Origin of the sequence: Propionivibrio sp., from assembly GCF_047602565.1 — a bacterium.
In the GTDB taxonomy this organism is placed as follows: Bacteria; Pseudomonadota; Gammaproteobacteria; order Burkholderiales; family Rhodocyclaceae; genus Propionivibrio.
This window is the reverse complement of sequence record NZ_JASGGX010000001.1, coordinates 751846-776000: the sequence shown is the minus strand read 5'-3', so window position 1 is coordinate 776000 and position 24155 is coordinate 751846. Positions and strand designations below refer to the sequence as shown.

Sequence of the window (24155 nt, the reverse complement as noted above, 5' to 3'; positions counted from 1 at the left end):
ACTCAGGCCGAGGTGCCGCCTATTACCGCTGGGATCAGGCTGGATGTCGGCCATAGCAGTCTTTTACTATTACTTGGCAAGCATCGGTTTTGGTAGTCATACCGGTCGTTCGTCGAGAAGACGGGTTGGCTTTCAGCAATCCGGATCTATGGAACCAGGACAATACGACCAAGGGCTTCTCTGTCAGCAAGAAGCCTGTGAGCCTCCGCTGCCTGACTCAGCGGTAACGATTTCCAGATAACCGGTTCAATTTGCGATTCATGCATGAACGTCAGGATTTCCTGAAGCTCAACCCTATTTGCACTCTGAATGCCGTAGAACTCAAATTCCTTGATAATCAGCAGTCCAAGGTTGATTTCAACGGGCTTACCGTGGAGTTCCCCAATGACGGCGCACCGGCCCCCAGGCGCCATGCTGCGAAGAGTTCCTTTGAAAGTTGGAGAACCGATCAATTCAACGACCAAATCGACGCCTCGGTTGTTAGTCAATGCTCTGACCTCATCGCCGAACATACCGTCGGAACTGACGATAACTTCGGCCGCACCAACTTTTTTCAAGGGTTCGACTTTGGACTCGTTGCTCGTAATAGCAATGCAGTGAGCCCCCAGTTTCTTGATTATCTGAATCGCCGCCAAGCCCAGACCGCCGCTGGCACCGGTGACGACCACCGTTTGCCCCGCTTGAATCCGGCCTATCTGACGAATCGCTTTGTAGGGAGGGCCGAACACGCACGCTCCGAAACAGGCGTGCTCATAGGGCATCCCCTCGGGAATCTTGACCATGTTGCTTTCAAGGAGAGTCGTATATTCCGCATACCCGCCATTACGTGTTTGACCGATGTCGCCATGCGTTTGCCGACACAATGAGGGACGACCGCGAAGGCAATCGTCACACTTTCCACAGGCCTGGAAGTTGAATGACGTCACCCTGTCGCCTGGCATGAAGTCCTTGACTTGCGCACCGACCGCAATGACGTCTCCGGCCAGTTCGTGCCCCAGGATACGCGGAGGCCTCACACGTGACCGCATGCCCGATCTCAGAATGAGATCCAAGTGACAGACGCCACAAATCTGAACTTTGACCAAAACCTCGTCCGGCGCCGGCACGGGTCGAGGCACGTCTTTGAACTGGAGCACCTCCGGCCCGCCGAATTCGTCAACAACCACAGCCTTCATCATGTCCATCCTGATCACCCCTTTCAAATCCGTTACCAACGTCTGCAGTCACCGATGCTGTAGGGTGATTATGGCCAAGCGGCATGTTTACGAACAACACGAAAATCGCCCATTATTGATAGCTTTTCAATATCATTTGGCCCTGGGACAAGAAAATAGAGAAAAATGGATTTCCGTCAATTCCGGTATTTCGTTACAACAGCAGAAGAACTGCATTTCGCAAAAGCGGCGGAACGGCTTGGCATTGCTCAACCAGTGCTTAGTCAGCAAATAAAGGTATTGGAAAACCAACTCGGCGGAAAACTCTTCAGCCGGGAGAAGCGCCGCGTCGAATTAACGGAAATGGGTTCCGCATTCCTGATAGAAGCGCGTATAGCCCTTGCAGCAGCGGACAAGGCGGTCAACGTCGCAAAAGACATAGCCCGCGGCGTATCGGGCAACATCAATATAGGCATCGTCGGCTCGGTGATGTATGAGCACGACCTACCGCAATTGTTCAGAGATTATTGCCTCGCACATCCCGATGTGAAATTGTCGTTGAATGAGTTGCCCGTAGTCTCGCAACTCGAAGCGGTCAGAGACAAACATCTGGATCTGGCAATCGTCCGGGAGCCGATTCCCGCGCAATTGCTGGAAGGGCTGGAACACTTCATCCTGTCGTCGCAGCGACTGGTGGCGGCACTCCCTGCCAAACACCGGTTATCCGGCTTTGACTCGGTGCGATTACAAGATTTGGCCGAAGACTCGTTTCTTGGATTTCCCGACCCGGACGGCATCGGGATGCATCAAGCCGTCCTCAATCTTTGCCGGCAGGCAGGATTCGAGCCGCGTTTCTCGCAGCGGACGCAGAATCTGACGACGATGATCAGCTTTGTCGGCACGGGGTTCGGTGTGGGCCTCGTGGTGGATATCGTCAGCCACCTTCAGATTCCGGAGGTACGCTATCTTCCGCTGGAGAATCTGGATGCAACGTCAAACCTGATTCTCGTGCATCGCCGTTTCGAACGCTCAGCCGCTGTTCGCGCACTGTTGGCAAAAATTCATGATTTTGTGGAAAAGAAAAACCAGGGCGGGCCGGATCGACCGACATCCAGACGCTCCGCCCACCGCCGGTAATCCCCTCGGAATACCCTGCCCTAAGAAAGGCAGGGGTACCACGTCAAGACGGTTGTCTTTCAACTTTCCGGATTACGGAAGGGGACCAGCACCTTGTCGATCTCAAAGATCACCGCATCACCGTTGCTCTTCTTCACGTAGGTTTCAAACGTCAGCATTCCGTAGACATCATTGTGTTTGTGTTTTTCCGCTAGTTTGAATTCGCAAAACACGGGTTCGTTAGCCAATAGGCGATTCGGATAACGTACCTTGTCCTGTCCGTAGTGTGGACTGTACGGATTCGATGGCGTGACCAGCGCAGCCCAACGACTATCGGCCAGCGCAAGCGTCAGACAGCCGGGAACGACGACCTCCGAAACGCCCAGTTGCGCCCGGCAGAATTCCTTGTCGAGATGAATCTGGTGATCGTCGCCGACCAGCTTGCAATAGGCTGTGATCTCCGCGTCGGTGATGACGAACGTGTCGGAAACTACCACCTCGCCTACCGTATAGTCCTCGAAATATTTGTTTTCAATCATGGTCACATTTCCTGTCTATGCTTGGACAACCAGCGCCGGGGCATTGCACGGCAGAGCTCTTGTCTCCGCCATGAGTTCCTGAATGATCTCGGCGGCCGGCTGTATCCGTTTCAAAGTCCCCAGGCTTTCGCCCACCTGAACGACGCCGTTCATGCCATCCGGACCAACCCCTTCTTCGGCCACTTTTCGGCTACGGCTGGCCGCAAATTCATTCAGCACGTCGGGCGGTGTTCCGGAGGTTTGAGCAAACACTGTCCGTTACCCAAGATGTCCGTGTTGTTTGGTCCAGTCACCATCCAACCCCATACGTTCTTCCCGGAAAAGTCGGGCATCCATTTCTTTCAGATTCTTCGCAAACAGCGGACGGAATCCCATGTGCGCAATGATGTCCTTTTCCACATCCATGCCCGGTGCAATTTCGGTCAATTCGAAACCTTGTTCCGTCATTTCGAACACTGCACGCTCGGTGATAAAAACGACCTTTTGCCCGCGCTTGACGGCATCTCTGCCGTTGAAGGTAATTTCACTGACTGCGGGAACGAGTTTCAGGAATCGTCCTTCACTCAGGATCTCGATTTTTCCGTTGCCGACTTGCGTCTTGAAACCACCTGATTTCAGGGTGCCGCAGAACACGATCTTCTTGCTGTTCTGCGTGATGTTGATGAAGCCGCCAGAGCCCATGATCTTTCCGTTGAACTTATGCACATTGACATTCCCGCACTGGTCCAGCTCGGCAAAACTGACGAAACATACATCCAGCCCGCCACCGTCGTAAAACTCGAACTGGGAGGGCATGTCGATCACGGCCTTCATGTTCATGCAGGCACCGAAGGCATGGCCCTGAACCGTGATTCCGCCGATTGCGCCGTGCTCCGTTGTCAGGGTGATTTGGTCGATCACGCCTTCTTCCGCGGCCACATTGCCGATTCCATCCGCGATGCCGACGCCGAGATTGCCGACGTCGCCGGGCTCGGCTTCCATGAGTGCCCGCCGAGCGATCAGTTTCCTCTCGGTAAGGGATATGGCTTCTTGTGTTTCAGTATCCGCGATGAAATCACCAGAGATAAATCTGTTGACCGGGGAGTAATAGACTTGCGGCTGGTCCGGCACAACGACCAGCGCATCGATCAGGTAGCCAGGAATGGCGATTCTCTTCGGATGGAGCGAGCCTTTTTTTACCAGACGCGAAACCTGGGCGATCACAATGCCGCCGTTGTTGTGCGCCGCTGCCGCCATCGCATAGACGTCGAGGGGCGTGATTTCGTCCTCCAACGAGATATAGCCCTCGGCGTCGGCCGTCGTGCCGCGAATGATGCACACATCGGGAGGGATCGCCTTGTAGAAGAGATATTCCTTCCCATCGATCTCCATCAGGCGAACCAGATCTTCTTTGGTGCATTCGTTCACCTTGGCGCCCTTCTGGCGGGGGTCCATGAAGGTGCCCAAGCCAACGTGGGTCAATACGCCGGGCTGCCCGGACGCGACGGCACGGTACATCTGGCTCATCACACCTTGCGGATAGTTGTAGGCCTCGATCTCGTTGCGTTCGGCCATCTCGGCGATGCGCGGCGATTGTCCCCAGTGTCCCAGAATCGCTCTTTTGCACATGCCGGGCTGAGCCAGTGGGGAGATGCCACGTTCTGCACGGTCACCAAGCCCCGTGGTGGCAAGAATGGTCAAGTTCTTTGGTTGCGCGGTCTCTTTGTAGCGTCTTGCCAGCGCATTGATCACTTCGGTCGGTTCGACAATTCCGCCGCCAGCGCCGCAAAATGCGACGACAGTTCCCGACTTGATCAGCTTCGCGGCCTCGTCTGCCGTCATCACTTGAACTCGATTCGATCTGGCCATTCCTCACTCCTTGACAGGTTGGGTTCCGACAAAAATGTATTTGTCGTTTTTTCGTCTATTGAAGAGATGGCGCAATTATGGGGAGCGGGAATGTTGACAAACAACGAGCATATTCTTCAATATTGATATCTTTTTGATATCGTTCGGCGACTCTGGCCGAATTGAAGTCGCTGCAGATCGCTATTTCTGCAATTTGTATTTTGCAGCTCCGAATTCCCTGCCAACAGGAATCATTTCGTCTTATGGCCGACACGGCTCGAAGCGTCCAGAAAAAAAACCGGATTTGGCGCTTGCTACGGGCGCTCACGCCTTATGGAGCGTCTCGAAGGAGTGGAAGACCCGGCGGAGCAGGCGGTTTTCCATCTGGCAATCCCGGTCGACCGTCTCGATCAGTGCGCCGACGAACTGGGCGATCGCGCCGTTGCTGGGCGTGTTGCGGCGGGTCAGGTAGCTCGTCGTGCTTTGCGGCAGCGGGTCGTCGAGCGCGAGGGCTTCGATGCGGTATCTGTCCCTGACCGCCTCGACCAGCGGGTAGGGCATGACGCAGAGCATGTCGCTGTTCTCGATGACCTGCAGCGCGATGAGCGTCGAGCGCGAATAATGGATGCGACCCTTCCCGGCCACGGCAGGGGAACCGAACGATTCGAGAAAGAATTCCCGCAGCGGCGATTTGTATTGATCGATCCCGTGGCTGAGTAGCCAGGGCTGTCCGCGCAAGGCCGCGAGCGTGCGCATGCCCTGCAGCGGGTGGCCGCGCCGGCAGACGACCGCCAGTTCGTACGAGAAGAGCGGGCGGCTGATCAGGTCGCTGGCGGTTTGTTCGAGCGTCAGGCCGACGGCGATGTCCAGCGCGCCTTCGCGCAGCGCCGAATAATCGGTGCCCAGCGTTTCCGTCAGGTTCAGGTTGACGTCCGGCCGCACCGCGAGGAAACGGTCCACCGTCGCCGCCAGCAGCGAGTGCGCGATCCACGGGGTGATGCCGACCGACAGCCGCGTTTCGGCCGCCGCCTGCAGGCGGTTGATTTCGTCGAACGCGCCCTGGATCTCGCCCGCGATCACGCGCGCCCGCGACAGCAGCGTGCGGCCGGCCGGAGTGACGGCCAGCCCTTGCGCCTTGCGTTCGAGCAGCGGCGTGCCGACCGCGTTTTCCAGTTCGTGGAGCCCCTTGCTGACGGCGGCGATGGAAACGTTCCTCGCCTGCGCGGCCAGGCGCAGGCTGCCGTGCTCGGCAACCGCGATCAGGTACTGCAACTGGTGCAGCTTCACGTCGGGCGTGCGGTTCATCGTCGTCATGGCCGGGGGCGTTCGCTTTCTGGAGACATGTAAACCGTTGGTTAACTTCGCAAAAATCCGGAAGACGCCTTCAATGCGGCTTGATGCATGTGTCGTTTCGTGGCGCGGGGATTTCGCCATGCGCCTTCCCTCAATCATACGACAAGAGGTTATCGGATATGTTGATGGAGTCATTCCTGGTTCCCGGCATCGCCAGGAACACGCAAGAAATCATCGCGTTGCGCCACGATCTGCACGCCAATCCGGAACTTGGCTACGAAGAGTTCAGGACCAGCGAGCTGGTGGCGAAACAACTGCGCGACTACGGATACGACGTGCATGGCGGGCTGGGCGGCACCGGCGTGGTGGGAACGCTCAGGAAAGGCGCCGGCCCCCTGCGGCTCGGCCTGCGCGCCGACATGGACGCGCTGCCGCTGCAGGAGCGGACCGGGCTCGACTACGCCAGCCGGGTTCCCGGCAAGATGCACGCCTGCGGCCATGACGGCCACACCGCCGCGTTGCTGGCCGCCGCGCGCCACCTGGCGGCCGAAGCCGACTTCAGCGGCACGCTGCATCTGATTTTCCAGCCGGCGGAGGAGGGCGCCGGCGGCGGGCGGCGCATGCTCGAAGACGGCCTGTTCGAGCTGTTTCCCTGCGACGCTGTCTTCGCCTTTCACAACATGCCCGGTTTCCCGGCGGGGAAGTTCGGCACGCTGCCCGGCACCTTCATGGCCTCCTCGGACACCGTAGTGGTCAAGGTAACGGGCCGCGGCGGCCACGGCTCGATGCCGCATCTGACGGTGGACGCGACGCTCGTCGCGGCACACATCACCGTGGCGCTGCAGACGATCGTGTCGCGCAACGTCGATCCGCGCCAGATGGCCGTCGTGACCGTCGGCGCGCTGCACGCCGGCAGCGCGCCGAACGTGATCGCGGAGACGGCGGAGATGCGCCTGTCGGTGCGCGCCTACGCGCCCGAAGTGCGCGAGGCGCTGCACCGGCGGATCGTCGAACTGGTCCGCACGCAGGCCGCGGTTTTCGGCGCGCAGGTCGAGATCGACTACCAATGGCGCTATCCGGCGCTGCGCAACTCGCCCGAGATGACGGCGTTCGCGCAGCAGGTGATCAGGGACTGGCTGGGCGAGGAGGGTCTCATCGCCGGCATGGAACCGCTGACCGGCAGCGAGGATTTCTCGTTCACGCTGGAAGCGTGTCCCGGCTGCTACGTGATCATCGGCAACGGCGAGGGCGAGCGCGGCGGCTGCTCGGTGCACAATCCCGGCTACGACTTCAACGACGACATTCTCGCGGTCGCCGCGAGCTATTGGGTCAAGCTCGCCGAAGCGTACCTGCGCTGATCCCTCTTCGCCACGAAAAAACCAGGGAGCATGCAAATGAACGACAAGAACCGCCGGTACGTGATCCTCGGAATCCTTTTCCTGTCCTGGATCATCGGGTATTTCGACAAGAACGCGATCAACGTCGCGGCCATCCAGATCGGCAAGGAGTTCGATCTGCATCAGGGGCAGATCGGCATGGTCATGAGCAGTTTTTTCCTCAGCTACGCGGCCATGACGCTGTTCGGCGGCATGCTCGCCGACCGCTACGGATCGCGCCGGGTGATCGCCGTGATCATGGTGCTGTGGTCGCTGTTCACGGTCTTCACCGGGCTGGCGTGGTCGTTCGCCTCGCTGGTGTTCACGCGCTTCGTGTTCGGCGCCGCCGAGGGCGGCTTCCCGTCGGCCAGCTCGGTGACGATCGCCGAGCTGTTCCCGAAAGAGCAGCGCGGCCGGGCCAAGTCGTTTCTCGTCTCGGCGGCGACGGTCGGCATGGCCTTCGGCACGGTCATCGTCGCGGCCATCATCGTCCACGCCGGCGGCTGGCGCAACGCCTTCTTCCTCTTCGGCGGCTGCGGCATGATCCTTTCCGCCGTGTTCTGGACGGTATGCCGCCGTGCCATGCCGGCCGGCGTCGCGGCAGGAAAGGACGCGCCGGCCAGGCCGTCGTTCAAGGAAGTTTTGCGCATTCCGCTGGTCTGGAAGCTGGCCGGCATGCAGTTCGGCATCGGCTTCTTCCTGTGGGGCCTGAATTCCTGGATGCCCTCGTACTGGGTGAAGGTGCGCCATCTCGACATGGTGACCATGGGCGCGCTCTCGTCGATCCCGTGGATCATCTCCTTCGTCCTGATGAACGTCAGCGGCTGGCTGCTCGACCGCTATCTGGCCGGCCGGGAAAAGATGCTGATCGCCGCGTGCATGCTCGTCTCCGCCGTGTTCACCTACCTGATGTTCAACGCGGAAAGCGTGGCCATGGCCTTCACCTACCTGACGGTGACCACGGTCATGATGAGCGTTTCCTCGCCGGCGATCTTCGTGCTGCCGCTCAAGTACGTGCCGAAGGATTTCGTCGGCACCACCACCGGCATCGCCAACTTCGGCCAGCAGACCGCCGGCATCCTGGCGCCGACGATCATGGGCTACATGATCACGTTTTTCCATGGCTCGTACGAGGCGGTCTTCTGGCTCGTCATCTCGATGAGCCTGCTGACTTTCCTGATCGCCCTGACGGTCGATACCAGGAGGATGGATTGAGGTCGGCAATCCCGCTTTCGGTTTGCCGCACTTGTCAGCACGAGTAAAGCGACCTAGAATGCATCGCGTTTTGGGTGCCATGTTCCGCGATCGCGGGGCATGGTGAAACGGGAAGCCGGTGGCTCCGTTCGATTTGATCGGACATTCCGGCACAGCCCCCGCTGCTGTAGGCCTGACGACTCTGGACAATGCCACTGTGTTCGCACGGGAAGGTTTCCAGGGAAGGACGAAGGCGAGTCAGAAGACCGGCCCAGAATCGTGGTTTGGTGTGCCCCGGGGTGGGGTGAAGCCGGCCGTCCGGAGTGGTTTTCGCATTGTACGTATTCCGGACCCCCGCAACGTCGCGTGAAGCGGCGGCATTCCTCCCCAGAGCATCCCGCAGTGACTTTTTTGTCGTTCGCCCCGCGGACGACGGCAACACCGGTGCGCGCGCGCCCCGTCATGGGGTGCGTACGGACCAAACGAAGCAACAGGTGCCCGCTCAGCGTCGCTGACGGGTGAAACGGGAACGGGGTGCGCGGCGCGAGCCGCAATTCCCCGACTGCCCCCGCAACGGTAGGCGAGTGCAGATGCGCCGCGGTTCTTCCTCCCGGGAAGAGCCAGCCACTGGGCCGCAACGTGACGCCGTCAAGAACGGCGTGCGCGAACGGCCTGGGAAGGTGGCGCATCGGAATCCGGATGGCATCCGGCTTCTCCTCGCGAGTCCGGAGACCGGCCTGTCGCAGGAGCCGCCAGAGGCTTTGGCGGTCAATGGAATCGACCTCCTGTGGGGTGCGGGAGGCGGCCAGAGAGCGAACGGGCCGCGTACAGCATGGCGAGACCCGATCCAATCAGCCGCCAGTAAACCGCAAACCGGGGCAGGAGGTCAGACGAAGGAGTCTGATCGTGCACCACCGGGGCGGATTTCCCGCCGTAACGTTTGGTCAGCCACCAGTCTGCGCGCTGCGGCCGCATGCCGGCGGTGCGTTCCTGGCCATGCGTTGCGACGCGCTCCAGAACTGTGATTCCTCTCCTCATTCGATGCCGCATCGGGTACGGGTTGATGCCCGCGCGGCGATTCCGGTCAATGTCGCTGAAACCGCCAATGCTTCACTGGACATGACGGCGGCGGCGGTGGAGGCGGCGCCCATCGGGCGCCCGGCGAGGCAAGCGGCTCGCCGGGCGCCAAACGACGAATTTTGTTAACGGAAACCACCAGGAGAGCCAACCCATGGGTGAAAACGCCACGGTCGACATCACACGGATCGACGCCGATCACGGCTTTTTCGACGAGTTCGAGAAGCCGAGCAAAGAGAAGTGGAAGGAGGAAGCGACCACTGCGCTGAAGGGCGCGCCCTTCGACAAGGTCATGTTTACGAAGACCTACGAAGGATTGACCATCGAGCCGATCTATTGCGCCGAGGACATCGAAGGACTGCCGCATCTGAAATCGAAGCCGGGCTTCCGCCCGTTCGTGCGCAGCACGCGTCCCAACGGATTCATCAAGGCGCCGTGGCGCATCAGCCAGGAGCTGACGCTGGCCTTCCCGAAAGAGTTCAACGCAGAAGCGCGCTTCGACATCGCGCGTGGCCAGACGGCGCTGAACATCGTGCTCGACCGGGCGACGCGCAACGGGCTCGACCCCGCGGATGCGCCGGAAGGCGACGTGGGGCAGGGCGGCGTTTCGCTGGCGGCCCTGGCCGACGTTTCGGAGCTTTTCCGCGAGATCGATCTCGACAAGGTGGCCGTGCAATGCCATGCCGGCGCGACGGCGCTGCCGCTCCTCGCCATGCTCGACGTGGCGCTGCAGGACAACGAGAAGGGCATCAACCATATCCACGGCATCGACGCCTGCGTCGGCGCCGATCCGCTGGCCGTGCTGGCGACGGATGGACAATTGCCCGTGTCGCTCAAGACCGCTTACGACTGCCTGTACCAGACCACGGCGTGGGCGCTGAAGAAGTCCCCGAAGCTGCAGACGATCTTCGTGCAGGGCCATCCGTACCACGATGCGGGCGCGAGCTCGACGGAAGAAGTGGCCTTTGCCCTGGCAACGGCCACCGAATACCTGCGCGAGCTGGTCGGGCGCGGTTTGGCGGTCGAACACGTGGCGCCGCGCATCCGCTTCGGCTTCTCGCTCGGCGCGACCTTCTTCATGGAGATCGCCAAGCTGCGCGCCGCGCGCATTCTCTGGGCGCAGATCGTCGCCGCGTTCGGCGGTTCGAGCGACGCGCAGAAGATGACCATTCACGGCCGCACGTCCGCGTTCACGAAGACGGTGTTCGATCCCTACGTCAATATGCTGCGCGTGACCAGCGAAGGGTTTTCGGGCGCCGTGGGCGGCGTCGATAGCATGCACCTCTCGCCGTTCGACGAGCCGATCCGCACGCCGGACCGCTTCTCACGCCGCATCGCGCGCAATGTGCAGGTGATGCTGCAGGAAGAATCGCGGTTCACCATGCCGATCGACATGGGCGGCGGTTCCTACACCATCGAGAAACTGACGCACGAGTTCGCCGCAGCGGCCTGGCGCATCTTCCAGGACATCGAAAAGAACGGCGGCATGGCCGCGGCGATCATCGCCGGCAAGCCGCAGGCGATGGCCGCGGCGACGGCCGCCAAGCGGGCGAAAGCCGTCGAGACGCGCGCCGACGTCATTCTCGGCACCAACATGTACGCCAATCTCGTCGAGAAGAAGATCGAGGCGCCGGTGATCGACCGCGCCGCCATGAAAAAGGCACGTGCCGACGAGGTGGCCAAGAGTTTGCATGCGCACCGCCTGTATTCGCTGGGCTTCGACCTGACCCGCATCGAAGAGGGCTTTGCCGGCCAGCCGGGCGACGCCGTCGAACTGGCGATCGATGCCGTGGCCAACGGCGCCTCGCTCGGGGAGGTGTTCGAGGTCCTGGCGACGCGCGACGGCTACCGCCCCACGGCGCCGCAACTCAAGATCGCCCGCCTGGCCGAATCGTTCGAGCGCCTGCGCCAGCAGGTCGAAGCGAAGTTTGCCAGCGCAGGAAAGCGCGTGCAGATATTCCTCGCCAACATGGGACCGATCCCGCAGCACAAGCCGCGTGCCGACTTCTCGCGCGGTTTCTTCGAGGTGGCCGGTTTCGACGTCGTCGGCAACGACGGTTTCGAGACGGCCGACGCCGCGGCCGACGCCGCGCTCGCCTCGGGCGCCCCGGTCGTCGTCATCTGCTCGACCGACGCCACCTACCCCGATTACGTGCCGGCACTGGCCGCGCGCATCAAGGCCGCAAAACCGGAAATGACGGTGATCGTCGCCGGCAAGCAGCCGCCCGATGTGACGGAGGCGTTCAACGCCGCCGGCGTGGATGACTACATCCACGTGCGCGCCAACTGCTTCGAACTCAACAAGAAACTGCACGAAAAGTACATGGGGTAATGAACATGAGCAATTTTCCGAATTTCAGCGAAGTCGCCTACAACCCGACCGTCCAGCCGGTCGAGCAGGCGTCCTGGGAAAAAGCCTTCGAGGAGCGCGCCGGCGAATTGCCGACGTGGATGACCAACGAGCAGATTCCCGTCAAGGCGCTGTACACCGAGGACGACATGGCCGGCATCGAGCATCTCGGCTTCTCCGCCGGCATCGCGCCCAACCTGCGCGGACCGTATCCGACGATGTACGTGCAGCGGCCGTGGACGATCCGCCAGTACGCGGGTTTCTCGACCGCGGAAGAGAGCAATGCCTTCTACCGCCGCAACCTGGCGATGGGCCAGAAGGGCCTGTCGGTGGCCTTCGACCTCGCCACCCACCGCGGCTACGACTCCGACCACCCGCGCGTCGTCGGCGACGTCGGCAAGGCCGGCGTGGCGGTCGATTCGATCCTCGACGCGGAGATCCTCTTCTCCGGCATCCCGCTGCACGAGATGTCCGTGTCGATGACGATGAACGGCGCCGTTTTGCCGGTGCTGGCCTTCTACATCGTCGCCGGCCTGGAGCAGGGCGCCCGCCTGGACCAGCTGGCCGGCACCATCCAGAACGACATCCTCAAGGAGTTCATGGTCCGCAACACCTACATCTACGAGCCGAAGGGCTCGATGCGGATCATCGGCGACATCTTCGAATACACCTCGAAGTACATGCCCAAGTTCAACAGCATCAGCATCTCCGGCTACCACATGCAGGAAGCCGGGGCGACGGCCGACATCGAACTCGCCTACACCATCGCCGACGGCCTGGAATACATCCGCACCGGGATCAACGCCGGCATCGACGTTAACAAGTTCGCCCCGCGCCTGTCGTTCTTCTGGGCGGAAGGCATGAACTACTTCATGGAGGTTTCCAAGCTGCGCGCCGGCCGCCTGCTGTGGGCCAAGCTGCTGCACCAGTTCAATCCCAAGAACCCGAAGTCGCTGGCGCTGCGCACGCACTCGCAGACTTCCGGCTGGAGCCTCACCGAGCAGGACCCGTTCAACAACGTCGCGCGCACCTGCATCGAGGCCATGGCGGCGACGCTCGGGCACACGCAGTCACTGCACACCAACGCGCTCGACGAGGCCATCGCGCTGCCGACCGACTTCTCTGCGCGCATCGCCCGCAACACGCAGATCTACCTGCAAAGCGAAACCGGCATCTGCAAGGCGATCGACCCGTGGGGCGGTTCGTACTACGTCGAATGGCTGACCGACCAGCTGCGCAAGAAGGCGTGGGGCCACATCGTCGAAGTCGAGCGGCTCGGCGGCATGGCCAAGGCCATCGAAACCGGCCTGCCGAAGATGCGCATCGAGGAAGCCGCCGCGCGTCGCCAGGCGCGTATCGATTCGCGCGCCGAACCGATCATCGGCGTCAACAAGTTCCGTCTGGACCAGGAAGACCCGATCGACATCCTGTCGATCGACAACACGGCGGTGCGCTTGTCGCAGATCGAGCGTTTGAAGAAGCTCAAGGCCAACCGGGACAACGCCCGGGTCAAGCAACTGCTCGAAGCGATCACCCGCGCCGCGCAGTCGCGCGAGAACGGCAACCTGCTCGAACTCTCCATCGAGGCGGCCAAGGCGCGCGCCAGCCTGGGCGAGATCTCGGACGCCATCGAGAAGGTCTTCCCGCGCCACAAGGCGGTGATCCGCTCGATCTCCGGGGTGTACAGCTCGGAATATGCCGAGAACGACGAACTGGCGACGGTGCAGGGCATGTGCGCCGATTTCGAGCAGCGCCACGGCCGGCGTCCGCGCATGCTGGTCGCCAAGATCGGCCAGGACGGGCACGACCGCGGCGCCAAGGTGATCGCCACGGCCTTCTCCGACCTCGGTTTCGACGTCGATGTGAGCCCGCTGTTCATGACGCCGGAGGAAACCGCCGACATGGCGGTGGAAAACGACGTGCACGTGGTCGGCTTCAGTTCGCTCGCCGCCGGCCACAACACCTTGCTGCCGCAACTCGTGCAGGAACTCGGCAAGCGCGGGCGCAGCGACATCCTGGCCTGCATCGGCGGCGTCATCCCGGCGCAGGACTACGACTTCCTCTACAAGAACGGCGCGGCGCTGATCTTCGGGCCGGGCACCGTCATCCCGGTGGCGGCGAAAAAAGTCCTGGAAAAGCTCAATGCCGCACTCGACTGAGCGGCGGAGCCGGCCGATGAAGGACGATCGTGTGGCCAACCCCGCAGCCGAACCGGCCTCCGACGGGCACCACCGCCCCGAGTGGGTGCCGGAGCGGGCCGGCGAGGCGGAAGGCTTCACCACCAACGTCATGCCGGGCATCAAGAGCCGGCATGACGGCCTGCCCGGCGGCGCGAGCCTGGAAACCACGATCTATCCGGCCACCGGGAAGCGCCCCGAGCTCACCGTCGACGAGTACGTTGACGGCGTGCTTTCCGGCAACCGCTCGATCCTGGCGCGCGCCATCACGCTGGTCGAAAGCAACGCCGAACGCCACCGGGAAAAGGCGCAGGAAATGCTCACGCGCCTGCTGCCGCATGCCGGCCAGACCATCCGCGTCGGCATCACCGGCGTTCCCGGCGCGGGCAAGAGCTCGGTGATCGAGACGCTCGGGCTGCGCCTGTGCGAACGCGGGCACAAGCTCGCCGTGCTGGCGGTGGATCCGACCAGCAGCGTCACCGGCGGCAGCATCCTCGGCGACAAGACGCGCATGGAGCAGCTCTCGCGCAACCGCGGCGCCTACATCCGGCCGTCGCCGTCGGGCGGCGTGCTCGGCGGCGTGGCCAGGAAGAGCCGCGAGACGATGATCGTCTGCGAGGCGGCCGGCTTCGACGTGATCTTCGTCGAGACGGTCGGCGTCGGCCAAAGCGAGATCACCGTGCGCTCGATGGTCGACATCTTCCTGCTGCTGCAGATCGCCGGCGCCGGCGACGAACTGCAGGGCATCAAGAAAGGCGTCATGGAACGCTGCGACCTGGTGGTGGTGAACAAGGCCGACGGCGACAACACGCTGCGCGCCGAAGCCGCCCGCGCCGACTACGACCGCATCCTGCACTACCTGCAGCCTTCCACCGAAGGCTGGAAGACGCGGGCGCTGGCCTGCTCGGCCTACACCGGCGACGGCATCGACGAAGTGTGGGCGGCGGTCGAGGCCTTCCGCGCCAACACCACGGCCTCCGGCGTGTTCGAGAAGCGCCGCCAGCAGCAGAACCTCGACTGGATGCACAACCTGGTGCTCGAACAGATCAAGCGTTCCTTCTACGGCAACGCCAACGTCAGGCTGAACATGCCGGCGATCGAGCGCCAGGTGATCGGCGGCAAGATCTCGCCGACGCAGGCCGCCACGCTGCTGCTGGCGCTGGAAGCGGACAAGGACGGGGTGCGCGTGATGGCCCCGAAGACGTCGCCCTGAGGATTTTTTGTCGTCATTTTTTATCGATGGAAAGGAAATGAAAACATGAAAAAAAATCAGGGAGACGGGCAGCGGCGGCAGGCCGCCGCCACGGGATTGGCCGCATTGACCCTCCTCGCCGCGCCGTGGCTGGCGTCGGCGCAGGAGGCGGCGATGGGCACGGTGGTGGTCACGGCCACGCGGACGCCGATCGAGGAGTTCAAGGCGCCGGCCAACATCAGCGTCATCACGCGCGAGACGCTGGACGAAAAGCGCTACCACGATCTCGGCGAGGCCCTGAAGGACGTGCCCGGCGTGACGATCATGAACTACGGATCGAGCGGCGCCAACTACAGCGCCAACAGCCTGATGATCAACGGCACCGGCAACGTCGTGGTGCTGGTCGACGGCATGCGCGTCAACACCAACGGCAACACCTCCAACAAGTTCTCGGCCAACGAGCTGGTCGACTTGAGCATGGTCGAGCGCATCGAAGTGCTGAAAGGCTCGGCATCGACGCTTTACGGCAGCGACGCGCAGGGCGGCGTCATCAACATCATCACGCGCCGGGTGCCCGACGCGCAGGTCAGCACCACGGTCGGCTACTCCGGCGGCAGCTACGGCTTCGAACAATACAATTTCCGCCACGCCGGCAGCAAGGACGGCTTCTACTGGGCCATCAGCGGCCAGAAGCGCGCCTCGGACGACTACAAGGACGGCGACGGCAAGAAGATTCCCGAGAACGTCAAGGACAAGACCTGGGGCCTCAAGCTCGGCAAGAAGTTCGACGACGGCGTCTCGTTCGTCGAGCTCGACTACAGCCGCTACCTCTCCGATTACATGCGTCCGGACAACCTCGGCGACATCAGCTACACGCCGGTCTCCGGCAAGAAGGACAACAGCCGCATCGCCCTGAACTACGTGCAGAAGCTCGGCGACAAGCTGACCAACCGGCTGTCCGTGTTCCGCAACCGCAACGACCTCGATGACGCCTTCGATACCCAGTACGACCGCTGGCTGATGAATCTCGAAACCGACGGCGTCAGCGACCAGCTCACCTTCCGCTCCGGCGACCACGTGCTGATCGGCGGCATCGACTACTACAAGGACAAGCTGAAGGACTACCAGGACTACTACGGCTCCATCGGCAAGAAATCCTATTCGTTGACCGGCTACTTCATCCAGGACGAATGGTCGTTCGCCGCCGGCTGGACCCTGACGCCCGGCGTACGCCTCGACCACCACTCGATGTATGGCGACCACACTTCGCCGGCGGTTTCGCTCAACTACATCGCCAACGAGCGCACCAATTACTACGTGTCGTACAAGGAGTATTTCGTCGCGCCGAACATGTACCAGCTGTATTCCATCTTCGGCAACACGGACCTGAATCCGGAAAAGGGCCACACCGTCGAAGCGGGCGTCAAGCACCAGTTCGATTCGACGATGAACGCCACGTTCAACGTCTTCAAGCGCGACTCCGAGGACATCATCATCTGGAAGTGGATCGGCCCCGGCTTTTCCGACGGCAAGTACGTGAACTTCGACGAGGAAAAGGCGCACGGCGCCAGCCTTACCCTGAGCAAATCCTTCCTCCGGCATTTCACCGGCACGGTCGGCTACACCTACACCCACATCAAGGCGCAGGACAACGCCAACGCCAACCGCGACGGGCAGCTGCCCAAGGATGCCTGGAACCTCGGCCTGAACTACGCGCAGGACCGTTTCTCCGCGGATCTGAAGGCGCGCAACATCGACCGGCGCGAATTCAGGAAAGCCGATCCGTACATGGGCAACAAGCAGACGTCGTACTGGGTCGTCGACCTGGCGGCCAGCTACGAGCCGTTCAAGAACACCAGACTCTTCGCCAAGGCCAACAACCTGTTCGACAAGTACTACACCGAGCGCGCCTATTACGCCAATCCGGCCCAATGGTATCCGCAGCCGGGCAGGAATTTCCAGGCCGGTCTCGAATACACCTTCTGATCGGCGCCGCGCATGCCGTCCTGGATTTTTTTACGATGACAAGGGAAGCAAGACAATGAAGCACTATCGCAGGGTCGAACAAAAAAGAATGGCCGTGATCGCCGCCGGCTCGGCCGCGCTCGCCGCGCTGGCCGCGCCGTACGGCGCGTCGGCGCAGGAATCCGCGCTGGGGACGATGGTGGTGACCGCCAACCGCACCCAGGAAGCCAAGCGCGAGCTGAGCAGCAACGTCACCATCATCGGCGAGGAGGAAATCAAGGCCTCGGCTGCCTCGACGATGGCCGATCTCATGGCGCAGCAAGGTTTCATGATCGTCACGACCGGCGACACGAGCGCCGTGCAGATTCGCGGCTTCGGCAACCTGAGCGTGCCCAACGAGGCGGAAAACACCGTGCTCACGCTGATCAACGGACGCCGCGTCGGCAACGCCAACCTGGCGATCATCGGGCTGGCCAACGTCGAACGGGTCGAGATCATCCGCGGTCCGTCGGCCGTGCAGTACGGCTCGTCCGCGATGGGCGGCGTGATCAACATCATCACCAAGCGGGGAACGGAAGACAAACCGTTCTTTTCCGCCGAGGCGGGCATCGGCAGCGACGATCTCTCCCGCGAAAAGATCGCCTTCGGCGGCGCGGTCGGCGGTTTCGACTACGCGCTGGGCCTCACCAACTTCCGCCGCGACGACGTGACGACCTCGGGCGACGGGCGCTGGTATCACACCGACATCAGCCACAACACCGCGGGGAACGTCGACCTGGGCTACACCTTCGCCAGGAACCATCGCATCGGGATCAACTACAACTTCGGCGACATCGAGTCCAACCTGCCGAAGAGCAACGGCGGCATCCGGCCCTACAGCGGCAACACCCCCAACGCGCCCTATGCCGAGTACAAGAAGGAAAACCGCAACACCGCGCTGACCTATACCGGCAGCACCGACGACAAGCTGTTCGACTGGTCGGCGAGCTATTCCAGCGGACGCGACGAAAGGGACTACATCTCCTCCGGGTACAGCAACCTCGTCAAGAACCGGATGGCCAACGCGCAGGCCGGCTACAACGGCGAGCGCTTCTCGCTGTCGGTCGGGGTGGATTCGCTCGAATACAAGAACTCGGGCGGCTACACGCCGACCAAGAGCAGCATGGAGGATACCGGCGCGTATTTCGCCGGCAAGCTGCGCCTGCTCGACGAACGCCTCATCCTCTCGGCCGGCGGACGCTACGACACGTACACCAACAAGAAGGAGGGCGAAAAGAGCCAGGACGACGACAACGTCGGCGGCTCGGTCGGCGTGGCCTGGATTCCGGCCGACGGGCTGAAGCTGCGCACCAACTACGCCGAGGGCTTCAAGATGCCTTCGCCCGTGCAGCTCACCGGCAGCTCGCCGTATTACGCCGCCAATCCCGATTTGCAGCCGGAAAAGAGCAAGACCTGGGAAATCGGGATCGATGCCGAGTGGAAATCGGTCGTCGCCAGCCTGACGTATTTCCACTCCGACTGGGAGAACAAGATCATCGGCATGGCCGTCACCGGCCTGCCGCGCCCCTACCAATACCAGAACATCAAGGACGCGACCCTGGCCGGTGTGGAAGGCAGCGTGCGCGCCGATCTCGGCAAGGCCTTCGGGCAAAGCTGGAGCCTGTCGCCCTACCTCAGCTTCACCTGGCTCGGGACCCGCGAGAGCAAGGATGAAACGCAGTTCATCACCTATCACGGCAAAAAGGACGACACCCTGCCCAACACGCCCGAATGGATGTTCAGCTACGGTCTGGACTACGCCCATCCGGGTTACAAGCTCAGGAGCCGCGTCAACGCCAACACCTACGGCACGCTGCTGACCCGCGACTGGAGCCAGTCCTCCGCGCCCTACATCAAGCGGCCCTCCGGAACGGTGGTCAACGTGAGCCTGGAAAAGGAACTGGTGGAATTCAGCGGCAACTACGGCGCGCTGACCCTGCGCACGGAAATCAACAACCTGTTCGACGGCAAGAACGAGATGTATTGGGGCTATCCGGACGCCGGGCGGAGTTTCTACGCCGGCTTGCGCTACGACTTCAAATGATGCCTTGGCCGCGTGAGCTTGCCATGACCGTGCCACGGAAGATTCCCATCGGCTCGTACCGTCCGGGGCGCGCTCCGCTCCGGACGCCGGCCTGGCTGGGCCTGCTGGCGGGGCTGGCGCTGGCCTTGCTGTTCGCCTCGGCGGCGGCGTTCGCCACCGGGGCGGCGACGGATTCGCCGCTGGCCCTGCCGGCCGCGGTCGACGCCGAGGCGCGCATCGTGCGCGCGGAACGCGAGGGGCTGTGGGAAAAGACGCTGCTGGTCACCTTTCCCCAAAGCCGCCGCACGCTGTTGACCTTCGACGGGCTGGTCGACGCGCGGGCGGCGATCAACCACGCGGCGCACCCCTGGCTGTGGGAGCGGGTCGGCCGCACGTTCATGCGTGCCGACGGGCGGGGCGGCCAGGCCTACATCGAGCACGTGCGCGCGCTGACGGCCGCGCGCCTCCGACTGGAACCGGGCGGCGTGGTGCAGATGGCGACGGCCGCCGACCTCGACAACCTGGCCGTGGCGACCCGCGAATTCGGGCCGCTGACCGTCACCGCGCTGGTCACCGCCGGGGCGCGCTCGAACGCCCTGCGCGCCGGCGTCGACGCCGGCACCCACATTGAAGGCCTGGACTCCGCCGCCGCCAACCACGGAACCATCAACATCATGCTGCTCACCAACGCCCGGCTGACCGACGGCGCCATGGCCCGCGCCATGGTGACCGCGACCGAAGCCAAGACCGCCGCCCTGCAGGACCTGAACGTGCCGAGCACCTACACCCCGGCCGCGCAGGCCACCGGCACCGACAGCGTCATCGTCGTGTCCGGCACGCGCGGCCCGCAAGCCACGTCCGCCGGCGGCCACAGCCGTCTCGGCGACCTGATCGGCAGGGCGACGCACGCCGCGGTAGTCGAGGCGCTGGGCAAGCAGAACGGCTTCTTCCTGCCGGGAGCGAAAAAAGTCCCCGGCGAACGACAGGCCGCCGGCAAGGCGCCGGGCGCCATCCGCATCGCCCTGCTGCACATGGACAGCGTTCCCGGCGACGTGGCGGCCAACCGCGCGCGCATCGAAGCGGGGATCGCCGAGGCGGTGCGCGGCGGCGCCGATTGGGTGACCACGCCCGAACTCGCCGAGACCGGCTACAACTTCGCCAGCCGGATCGGCACCGACTGGATCGCCCCCTTCCCGAGCGCCTGGGTCAGCACGCTGGCGGCGATCGCCCGCGACAACGGCGTCGCGCTGTTCGTCGGCGTGGCCGAGCGCGACGCGAAGAGCGGGCGCCTGCACAACAGCGTGGCGGTGATCGACCGCGCCGGATCGATTCTCGGCACTTATCGCAAGCAGCTGGTGGTGCATGGCAGCGCCGAAGCATGGTCGCAGCCGGGCGCGGACACGCCGCCCTTCGTCGTCGACGGCGTCCCGGTCGGCGTGCTGATCTGCGCCGACGCCTGGTCTCCCGACTACGCCGCGCGCCATCGCGAGCGCGGCGCGGCGATCCTGCTGTCGCCGGCCAACTGGCCGCCGGTCGGCGACATGGGCCCGAAGACCACGTGGGAGGACCGCTCGCGCGAGACCGGCCTGCCGCTGGTGGTCAACAACCGCACCGGCAGCGAGCCGGAACTCGATTTTTCGCAGGGCCAGAGCGCCGTCTCGGCGGGCGGCCGGCGGGTGCTCTCGTTCAGTTCGCCGCAATCGCGGGTGTTCTACGTGGATTGGGACGGCCGGGAGGGGTTTTCCGCGGCGATTCCCTAACCGGCGCCGCCAGCATTTTTGTGCGGGAAGCCCGCCAAGGGCTTGCCGCGGCATTTTTTTGCTTAAGTGTTCGAAGGAGCGTTTCGTGTTGTACAAGCCAGCGGGAACAATGGCTGGATCGCCCGCCGTTGCGGGTTCCGGGCGATGAGGTCGAGCCCCGGACGAGGAAACGGCGTCCGGCGCCGGCGGACGGCATGGATGGCCTGCGGGCTGCTGTCCCTGTCCGGCGGCGCGGCGCAGGCGGCCGACGAGCGCATGCTCTCGGAAGTCACGGTCAGCGCCCAGGCGTCGACGCTCGAAGACCAGCGCGCCGCGGTCACGCAGAAGGTGGTGCTCGACCGCCAGGCCATCGAGGCCACCGGCGGGCTGACGGTCGGCGAGGTGCTCGGCAAGCTGCCGGGCGTCGACGCCGGCGCGCCGAGCAGCGACGGCACGGTCAACCTGCGCTCGCGCGGCATGACGCGCGACTCGGTGCAGGTGCTCATCGACGGCGAACGGCCGGCGTCGAACTCGCGGCACGCGCTGATGATCGTCTCGCGCATGCCGGCCGGCGAACTGGAGCGCGTCGAGATCATGAAGGGCGCGACCGCCGAATTCGGCGGCGCCGCGCCGGTCACCATCAACCTGGTGACCACCCGCGGCCGGCGCCAGCAGAGTCTGTCCTACAAGCTGGCCGCCGGCAGCCGCGACAGCCAGCCGGTGATCCAGGCGTCGCTGACCGGCGAGGGCCACAGCGGGCCGTGGTCGTGGACGCTGCCGCTGTCGTTCAGCGACTACCGCTCGCCGGTCGACCGGGACTCGCAGCGGCAGGATTTCTCGGGCGGCGCGCGCAGCCTGTGGCAGTACGAGGAGGAGAGCGGCCGCAACAAGTTCTTCGAGCAGTATTTCGCGCCCAAGCTCAGCTGGAAGGCAGGGAAAAGCAGTTTCAGCGTCTGGCCGATGCTGTTCCGCGCGCGCGGCGACCGCGACACGGACCTCGAACGCACGCAATACGCCGACCCGGTCAATGGCACCGGTCTGGCCACGGCGCTCACGCGCGATGACCGCGAAGACAGCCGCTACCGCATCGACCGCCTGCGCCTGGAAGGCGAGACGGTCGCCGGGGGCAACAAGCTTTCCGGCCGGGTGACGCTGATGGACGGCTCGCGCGATACCGACACGGTGCGCGAGGGTTCCTCCGGCACGGCCTTCGAAGCGGTGCGGCGCGACGAGAACGAGATCAACGCCGCCCTGCGCCTCGACCGCGGCTGGGACAAGCACGTGAGCAGCGCCGGGCTGGAATACGCCGCGCTGGAACGCAAGGAAAAGCAGGTCTATACCGGCACCTACGCGGACAGCGGCGTCTACCGCACTGACGAGCGGCAGCAGGCGCTGTGGCTGCAGGACGAATGGGCGGCGGCCGGCGCGCTGACGCTGACCGGCGGCCTGCGCGGCGAATCGATCACGCTGAAGGTCGACGGCGATTCGCGCACGCACGGCGCCGTGTCGCCGTCGCTGGCGGCGCGCTGGGACGTTGACGAACGCTGGGTGCTGCGCTCCTCGCTCGGCGCTGCGCTCAAGGCGCCCAAGCTCGACGAGATCAGCGACGCGCCGGTCCGCTCGACCAGCGTCAACTCGCCGCTCGAACCCGACCGGCGGGGCAACGCCGGCCTCCGGCCGGAACGCAGCGTCGGCTTCGAGCTCGGCGTCGAACGCTACTGGCCGGACGAGACGGCGGTGGCCGGCGCCAACTTCTACCTGCGCCGCACCCGCAATTTCGTCGAACGCCGCACCGGACTGGAAGGCGCGCGCTGGATCGAGCGCCCCTACAACGAGGGCGACGCGCGCCACTACGGCGTCGAATTCGACGCCAAGGCCAAGTCGGAGCCGTTCGGCTTCAAGGGCGGCGCGCTGCGCGCCCATCTCACCCTGCCGTTCGCCCGCGTGGACGACGAGCGCCTCGGCGTCACACGCGACGCGCGCGAACTGCCGCGCTACATCCTGAGCATCGGCTACGACCAGGCGCTGCCGTCGCTCGCCTCCAGCGCCGGCTTCCTGCTGCAGCGCACCGGCGCCACGCGCACCGACGTCGACGGCGAACAGTGGACCAAGGTCGAGGCGCGCTCGGTGCTCGACGCCTACTGGGTGCGCAAGCTCGACCGCACGACCAACCTGCGCCTGACGCTGCAGAACATCCTCGGCGCGGACCTCAAGAAGATCCAGCGCGCCTGGTCCGGCGGGCAGGAATGGCAGCTCGGCAGCACGGACGGACAGCCGCGCGCCGTGCTGGTGACCCTGGAGGGCAAATGGTGATGCGCCGGGAAAACCTCGTTGCCGCGGATTCCGTCGCCCTCCCGGAGAAGGAATGAAGGTGTTGCAACCATGAACTACGCACTCTCCCATCCCGCCTCCGCCGGCGGCCTGCGCCGCGGCGGCCTGCTCGGCGCCGTGATCGCGCTGCATGCCGGCGTGCTGTTGCTGCTGCTGACGGTCAAGAGCGTGGCCCCGGAGCTTCTGGAAAAACCGCTGATGGTCCAGTTCATCGAGCCGCCGAAGCCGGTCGAGGTGGCGCCGGAGCCGCCCGCCGCCAAGCCGCTGCCGATGGCCGCGCCGCGTCCGGTCGCGCGCCCGAAAGTGGCGCCCAAGCCCGTCCCGAAACCGGAAGAGCCCCGGCTGGAAACGACCACCAGCACCGAACCCGCGCCGGCCAGCGCCCCGTTGGTCGCCGCTGCCGAACCGGCGCCGGCCCCGGCGGCGAAAACGGGCGACGCCGGCGCCCCGGCGGGCAGGGGCGACAGTGACGGCGGCGTGGTCGGCGCGCGTTTCGACGCCGACTACCTGAAGAATCCCGCGCCGCCGTATCCGCCGCAGTCGCGGCGCCTCGGCGAGGAGGGCAAGGTGATCCTGCGCGTGTTCGTCTCGGCCGACGGCAATGCGCAGCAGGTCGAGCTCAAGACCTCCTCGGGCAGCGGCCGCCTCGACGATTCGGCGCTGCGCACCGTGCGCCACTGGAAGTTCATCCCCGCCAGGCGCGGCGGCACGGCCGTCGAGAGCTGGGTGCTCGTCCCCATTCTGTTCAAACTGGAGTCATGAA

Annotated in this window: 16 protein-coding genes and 2 riboswitches; of the genes, 11 read left to right on the top strand and 5 right to left on the bottom strand. The window is 63.9% G+C overall.

The annotated features are described in order from the left end of the window. Positions 1 to 146: 146 nt before the first annotated feature. Positions 147 to 1184: an alcohol dehydrogenase catalytic domain-containing protein gene (locus QM701_RS03500; protein WP_415165707.1), complete on the bottom strand. Its 1038-nt coding sequence runs from the start codon at positions 1182 to 1184 to the stop codon at positions 147 to 149. A 156-nt stretch (positions 1185 to 1340) separates the two neighbouring features. Between QM701_RS03500 and QM701_RS03495 the strand changes: the two genes are divergently transcribed. Then, entirely contained in the window at positions 1341 to 2291 is a 951-nt protein-coding gene (locus tag QM701_RS03495) for a LysR substrate-binding domain-containing protein (protein ID WP_415165706.1), read from the top strand. Positions 2292 to 2350: 59 nt separating this feature from the next. Here the strand turns inward: QM701_RS03495 and QM701_RS03490 are convergent, their stop codons facing one another. The 4 genes from QM701_RS03490 to QM701_RS03475 all read right to left on the bottom strand — a co-directional run bounded on the left by QM701_RS03490 (position 2351) and on the right by QM701_RS03475 (position 5950). Continuing rightward, positions 2351 to 2809 carry a MaoC family dehydratase gene (locus tag QM701_RS03490; protein ID WP_415165705.1) on the bottom strand — a complete coding sequence of 153 codons (459 nt, stop codon included), beginning with the start codon at positions 2807 to 2809 and terminating at the stop codon, positions 2351 to 2353. A gap of 15 nt (positions 2810 to 2824) precedes the next feature. Continuing rightward, entirely contained in the window at positions 2825 to 3061 is a 237-nt protein-coding gene (locus QM701_RS03485; protein ID WP_415165704.1) for a hypothetical protein, read from the bottom strand. A gap of 6 nt (positions 3062 to 3067) precedes the next feature. Next, positions 3068 to 4657, bottom strand: a complete 1590-nt coding sequence (locus QM701_RS03480; RefSeq protein ID WP_415165703.1) for an acyl CoA:acetate/3-ketoacid CoA transferase — start codon at positions 4655 to 4657, stop codon at positions 3068 to 3070. 303 nt (positions 4658 to 4960) lie between these two features. Then, positions 4961 to 5950 (bottom strand): LysR family transcriptional regulator, encoded by a 990-nt coding sequence (locus tag QM701_RS03475; RefSeq protein WP_415165702.1) that lies wholly within the window; start codon positions 5948 to 5950, stop codon positions 4961 to 4963. Positions 5951 to 6114: 164 nt separating this feature from the next. On the opposite strand from QM701_RS03475, the gene QM701_RS03470 reads away from it, so the two are divergent. The 10 genes from QM701_RS03470 to QM701_RS03425 all read left to right on the top strand — a co-directional run bounded on the left by QM701_RS03470 (position 6115) and on the right by QM701_RS03425 (position 24154). After that, positions 6115 to 7287, top strand: coding sequence for a M20 aminoacylase family protein (locus QM701_RS03470; RefSeq protein ID WP_415165701.1), 1173 nt, complete (start codon positions 6115 to 6117; stop codon positions 7285 to 7287). A gap of 36 nt (positions 7288 to 7323) precedes the next feature. Next, positions 7324 to 8520, top strand: coding sequence for an MFS transporter (locus tag QM701_RS03465; RefSeq protein WP_415165700.1), 1197 nt, complete (start codon positions 7324 to 7326; stop codon positions 8518 to 8520). A 55-nt stretch (positions 8521 to 8575) separates the two neighbouring features. After that, positions 8576 to 8789: riboswitch (cobalamin riboswitch) on the top strand. A 185-nt stretch (positions 8790 to 8974) separates the two neighbouring features. Beyond that, a riboswitch (cobalamin riboswitch) is annotated at positions 8975 to 9255 on the top strand. A gap of 475 nt (positions 9256 to 9730) precedes the next feature. Then, on the top strand, positions 9731 to 11908 hold the full coding sequence (locus QM701_RS03460; RefSeq protein ID WP_415165699.1) for a methylmalonyl-CoA mutase family protein: 2178 nt from the start codon (positions 9731 to 9733) through the stop codon (positions 11906 to 11908). After that, complete coding sequence (gene scpA, locus QM701_RS03455) at positions 11908 to 14085, top strand: methylmalonyl-CoA mutase (protein WP_415165698.1); 2178 nt, start codon at positions 11908 to 11910, stop codon at positions 14083 to 14085. The genes QM701_RS03460 and scpA overlap by 1 nt, the downstream gene beginning before the upstream one ends. Positions 14086 to 14101: 16 nt before the next feature. Beyond that, the gene (gene meaB, locus QM701_RS03450; RefSeq protein ID WP_415165697.1) at positions 14102 to 15316 is read left to right on the top strand and encodes a methylmalonyl Co-A mutase-associated GTPase MeaB; all 1215 of its coding nucleotides are present in this window, start codon (positions 14102 to 14104) and stop codon (positions 15314 to 15316) included. A gap of 45 nt (positions 15317 to 15361) precedes the next feature. Next, positions 15362 to 17281 (top strand): TonB-dependent receptor plug domain-containing protein, encoded by a 1920-nt coding sequence (locus tag QM701_RS03445; protein ID WP_415165696.1) that lies wholly within the window; start codon positions 15362 to 15364, stop codon positions 17279 to 17281. Between the two features lie 88 nt (positions 17282 to 17369). Next, positions 17370 to 19343, top strand: coding sequence for a TonB-dependent receptor plug domain-containing protein (locus tag QM701_RS03440; protein ID WP_415165695.1), 1974 nt, complete (start codon positions 17370 to 17372; stop codon positions 19341 to 19343). 23 nt (positions 19344 to 19366) lie between these two features. Further along, positions 19367 to 21082: an adenosylcobinamide amidohydrolase gene (locus QM701_RS03435; RefSeq protein ID WP_415165694.1), complete on the top strand. Its 1716-nt coding sequence runs from the start codon at positions 19367 to 19369 to the stop codon at positions 21080 to 21082. Positions 21083 to 21280: 198 nt separating this feature from the next. Beyond that, positions 21281 to 23374 (top strand): TonB-dependent receptor plug domain-containing protein, encoded by a 2094-nt coding sequence (locus QM701_RS03430; protein ID WP_415165693.1) that lies wholly within the window; start codon positions 21281 to 21283, stop codon positions 23372 to 23374. A gap of 69 nt (positions 23375 to 23443) precedes the next feature. After that, the gene (locus QM701_RS03425; RefSeq protein WP_415165692.1) at positions 23444 to 24154 is read left to right on the top strand and encodes an energy transducer TonB; all 711 of its coding nucleotides are present in this window, start codon (positions 23444 to 23446) and stop codon (positions 24152 to 24154) included. Position 24155 lies beyond the last annotated feature (1 nt).

Excerpts from the sequence above, each read along its gene's own strand:
- QM701_RS03490 (WP_415165705.1), bottom strand. The coding sequence starts at position 2,809 with ATGATTGAAAACAAATATTTCGAGGACTATACGGTAGGCGAGGTGGTA.
- QM701_RS03440 (WP_415165695.1), top strand. The coding sequence starts at position 17,370 with ATGGCCGTGATCGCCGCCGGCTCGGCCGCGCTCGCCGCGCTGGCCGCG.
- QM701_RS03500 (WP_415165707.1), bottom strand. The coding sequence starts at position 1,184 with ATGGACATGATGAAGGCTGTGGTTGTTGACGAATTCGGCGGGCCGGAG.
- QM701_RS03475 (WP_415165702.1), bottom strand. The coding sequence starts at position 5,950 with ATGACGACGATGAACCGCACGCCCGACGTGAAGCTGCACCAGTTGCAG.
- QM701_RS03425 (WP_415165692.1), top strand. The coding sequence starts at position 23,444 with ATGAACTACGCACTCTCCCATCCCGCCTCCGCCGGCGGCCTGCGCCGC.
- QM701_RS03435 (WP_415165694.1), top strand. The coding sequence starts at position 19,367 with ATGACCGTGCCACGGAAGATTCCCATCGGCTCGTACCGTCCGGGGCGC.
- scpA (WP_415165698.1), top strand. The coding sequence starts at position 11,908 with ATGAACATGAGCAATTTTCCGAATTTCAGCGAAGTCGCCTACAACCCG.
- QM701_RS03480 (WP_415165703.1), bottom strand. The coding sequence starts at position 4,657 with ATGGCCAGATCGAATCGAGTTCAAGTGATGACGGCAGACGAGGCCGCG.
- meaB (WP_415165697.1), top strand. The coding sequence starts at position 14,102 with ATGAAGGACGATCGTGTGGCCAACCCCGCAGCCGAACCGGCCTCCGAC.
- QM701_RS03465 (WP_415165700.1), top strand. The coding sequence starts at position 7,324 with ATGAACGACAAGAACCGCCGGTACGTGATCCTCGGAATCCTTTTCCTG.
- QM701_RS03445 (WP_415165696.1), top strand. The coding sequence starts at position 15,362 with ATGAAAAAAAATCAGGGAGACGGGCAGCGGCGGCAGGCCGCCGCCACG.
- QM701_RS03430 (WP_415165693.1), top strand. The coding sequence starts at position 21,281 with ATGGCCTGCGGGCTGCTGTCCCTGTCCGGCGGCGCGGCGCAGGCGGCC.
- QM701_RS03495 (WP_415165706.1), top strand. The coding sequence starts at position 1,341 with ATGGATTTCCGTCAATTCCGGTATTTCGTTACAACAGCAGAAGAACTG.
- QM701_RS03470 (WP_415165701.1), top strand. The coding sequence starts at position 6,115 with ATGGAGTCATTCCTGGTTCCCGGCATCGCCAGGAACACGCAAGAAATC.
- QM701_RS03460 (WP_415165699.1), top strand. The coding sequence starts at position 9,731 with ATGGGTGAAAACGCCACGGTCGACATCACACGGATCGACGCCGATCAC.